The 2,211-nt window shown below is 50.9% G+C and carries 3 protein-coding genes; 2 read left to right on the forward strand and 1 reads right to left on the reverse strand.

Translation table 11 applies throughout. The features are described 5' to 3' along the window. Positions 1–761, reverse strand: a 761-nt coding sequence (locus ACTHUE_RS16250; protein WP_440402848.1) for an RNA methyltransferase, incomplete at its 3' end; no start/stop codon positions are given. Between the two features lie 174 nt (positions 762–935). Between ACTHUE_RS16250 and ACTHUE_RS16255 the strand changes: the two genes are divergently transcribed. Together ACTHUE_RS16255 and ACTHUE_RS16260 are read left to right on the forward strand one after the other, a co-directional pair. Continuing rightward, a complete protein-coding gene (locus ACTHUE_RS16255; RefSeq protein WP_004519521.1) occupies positions 936–1,721 on the forward strand; it encodes an inositol monophosphatase family protein in 786 nt (261 codons plus the stop codon). A gap of 263 nt (positions 1,722–1,984) precedes the next feature. After that, on the forward strand, positions 1,985–2,211 hold a 227-nt coding region (locus ACTHUE_RS16260), incomplete at its 3' end, for an amino acid kinase family protein (protein WP_440423989.1).

Below are 2,211 nucleotides of genomic sequence, written 5' to 3' on the forward strand. Positions count from 1 at the left end.
TCGATGTCTTCGGTTTGCGTGTTGGCGCGTCCGAACAGGCTCTGCATACGGCGCATCAGGCGCTCGCCGTTGCGGCGGTTGAAAAAGCCGATGTCGTTCATCACGCTTTCCATGTGGGCGACCATGCCTTTGATTTGCTCATGGGTCGCAGCGTGGTCTTCCTGTTGAAGATGGGTCATGGGCGAATCGGTTTGGCTGAAGATTTCGTAGCACACGACCTGCACGGCTTGGGCGAGGTTGAGCGAGAAATAGTCGGGATTGCCGTTGATGGTCATCAGTCGGTTGCAGGCTTGGACTTCTTCGATGCTCAAGCCGAAAGTCTCGTTGCCGAAAACCAGTGCCACTTTTTCGCCTCGGTTGGCGGCCTGCAGTAATTCGGGCACCAAATCGCGCGGGGTTTGCAGCGGCGCGGTGATTTCGCGGCGGCGACTGGTCAGGGCGCAGGCGATGGTGGTGTCGGCAAGGGCTTCGTCCAAAGAGGCAGCAATGGTGGCATTTTCCAAAACGTCTGCCGCACCGGAAGCGAGGATGAAACTTTCTTCCGGTAATTTAAACGATTGCGGATGCTCCGGATCGAATACGGGCGGATTTTCCGTCATCGGCGTTGCCATCAGATTGGGGGCAACGATGGTCAGTTTGTGCAGGCCCATTGTTTTCATGGCGCGGGCGGCGGAGCCGATATTGGCGGGATGGCTGGTACGCGTGAGGATGATGCGGATATTGTCCAGATAGGCGGGCAGGGCGGGTTTTTCGGAAGTCATGTTTTGTTTTCTGTTTGTACGGGAATCAGGTATAATGCGCCATCTTTTTGTTTTCAGACGGCCTTTTTCCATGCCGTCTGAAATGTTCTTTAACAGCATCGGAAACGATTAACAGCCTCTTGTGTGCCTGTTCGGCGCATTAGGGCGTATTTTACCTGAATTAGGAAGAAAACCATGAATCCGTTTTTAAATACCGCTTTCAAAGCCGCCCGTAAAGCAGGGCAAATGATGATTCGCGCCGCCGGCAATCTGGATGCCGTCAAAGTAGACAGCAAAGCATTCAACGACTTCGTTTCCGATGTTGACCGCAGCTCCGAGATGATTTTGGTGGAAGCGCTCAAAGAAGCCTATCCGCATCATAAAATCACTTGCGAAGAAGGCGGCTCCCACGGTAAAGCCACCGCCGAGTACGAATGGATTATCGACCCGCTCGACGGCACAACCAACTTCCTCCACGGCCATCCCCAATACGCCATCTCTATGGCACTCCTGCACAAAGGCGTGTTGCAAGAAGCTTTGGTGTACGCACCTGAGCGCAACGACGTATACATGGCTTCCCGCGGCAAAGGCGCGTTGCTCAACGACCGCCGTATCCGCGTTTCCAACCGCATCGAATTGAACCGCTGCCTGATTGGTACCGGCTTCCCTGTTGTCGATCAAAGCATGATGGACAAGTATCTGGCGATTTTGAAAGATTTCTTGTCAAAAACCGCCGGCGGCCGTCGTGAAGGCGCGGCTTCTTTGGATTTGTGTGCCGTTGCGGCCGGCCGTTTGGACGGTTTCTTTGAGTTCAACCTCAAACCTTGGGATATTGCCGCCGGTGCATTGATTGTCCAAGAAGCAGGCGGCATCGTTACCGATATGTCCGGCGATGAAGGCTGGTTGGAAAGCGGCGACATCGTTGCGGCCAATCCTAAAGTATTGGCACAAATGCTGAAAATTATTTCTGAACACCAATAAGCTTTTGTAGGGAACGGTCTGTATTTATCGTGACAGGCTAGAGTTTAAACAATCGGTAAAAGGCCGTCTGAAACCTGAAATAGGGTTTCAGACGGCCTTTTATTTTGTTATTAACGGATTCGGATAAGAGCTGAAAATACGGCTTTTAAAGGAAGCGTTTTTAATTTTGTCTGTATTTTCTATTGCTTCGCAGTTATGATATGGATACGTTTGGCTGAAATAATGCCGCATGCAATCATAAAAATAGAAAGCAGAGGAGAATAATGAAACGAGATTTTGAAGCAGTAAAACGCATTGTTATTAAGATTGGAACCAGTTCGTTGGTGTTGCCAAACGGCAAAATCAATTTGGCAAAAATCGACCAACTGGCCTTTGTCATTTCCAGCTTGGTCAGTAAGGACAAAGAAATTGTGCTGGTGTCTTCCGGCGCGATGGGCTTTGGGCTGAATGTCCTCAACATGGAAAAACGTCCGGCGGAAATGGCGCAGCA

The organism is Neisseria sp. P0021.S005, from assembly GCF_051956955.1.

Bases quoted from the DNA above. Each gene is read 5' to 3' on its own strand.
- ACTHUE_RS16255 (WP_004519521.1), top strand. From the start codon at position 936: ATGAATCCGTTTTTAAATACCGCTTTCAAAGCCGCCCGTAAAGCAGGG.